Below are 550 nucleotides of genomic sequence, written 5' to 3'. Positions count from 1 at the left end.
AGTGCCATGCGATGACGTGGTCGTGGCTGGCTGCCACAAGTAAGCAGCCAGCGTCGGTGTAGGTGCCGTCGATGAAGATTTGGTCGTAGACCCGGTTGGGATCGGGGGTGTTAGGGACATCGATAAGCCACAATGAGGTGAACCGGCGGTCGAGTGTGCGCCGGGAGACATTCAAGGTGTCGGCCACCTTGGTTAAAGAAGCAGTGCCGGTGACGTAGGTGTGAAACGCTTTGAAATCCCGGGTGTGGGTCTGATCGGGGCGGTGTCGTGTTGTTGAGCATCCGCAGTCAGGGTTTTTGCATCGCCACCTGGTTGTCCCTTTGGTTGTGGTGCCGTTTTTCTTCATTTGCCCAGCGCATATAGGGCATCGGGGTCTGTTTGGAGTCACCCAGAAAGACAACCAGGCCCCTGTTACCACATGCAGGAGCCATTCCGGTGGATTGAGCAAGAAACGGGCCTGAATAAGGTCTGGAACCTTATATAAGCCCGTTTTATGCGGCCTGACCAGCAAATAGGCTGAAAATCAGACACACTTTTGGGGATGCGGACG

General features: G+C 55.3%; 1 pseudogene. It reads right to left on the bottom strand.

From position 1 onward, the window contains the following. Positions 1-346, bottom strand: a pseudogene (locus tag HMPREF2547_RS10600) (IS256 family transposase); the annotation flags it as partial. Positions 347-550 lie beyond the last annotated feature (204 nt).

Source organism: Corynebacterium sp. HMSC055G02, from assembly GCF_001809065.1.
GTDB classification, from domain to species: domain Bacteria; phylum Actinomycetota; class Actinomycetes; order Mycobacteriales; family Mycobacteriaceae; genus Corynebacterium; species Corynebacterium jeikeium_D.
The sequence above is the reverse complement of the archived record's forward strand: the minus strand, read 5'-3'. Positions and strand labels throughout refer to the sequence as shown.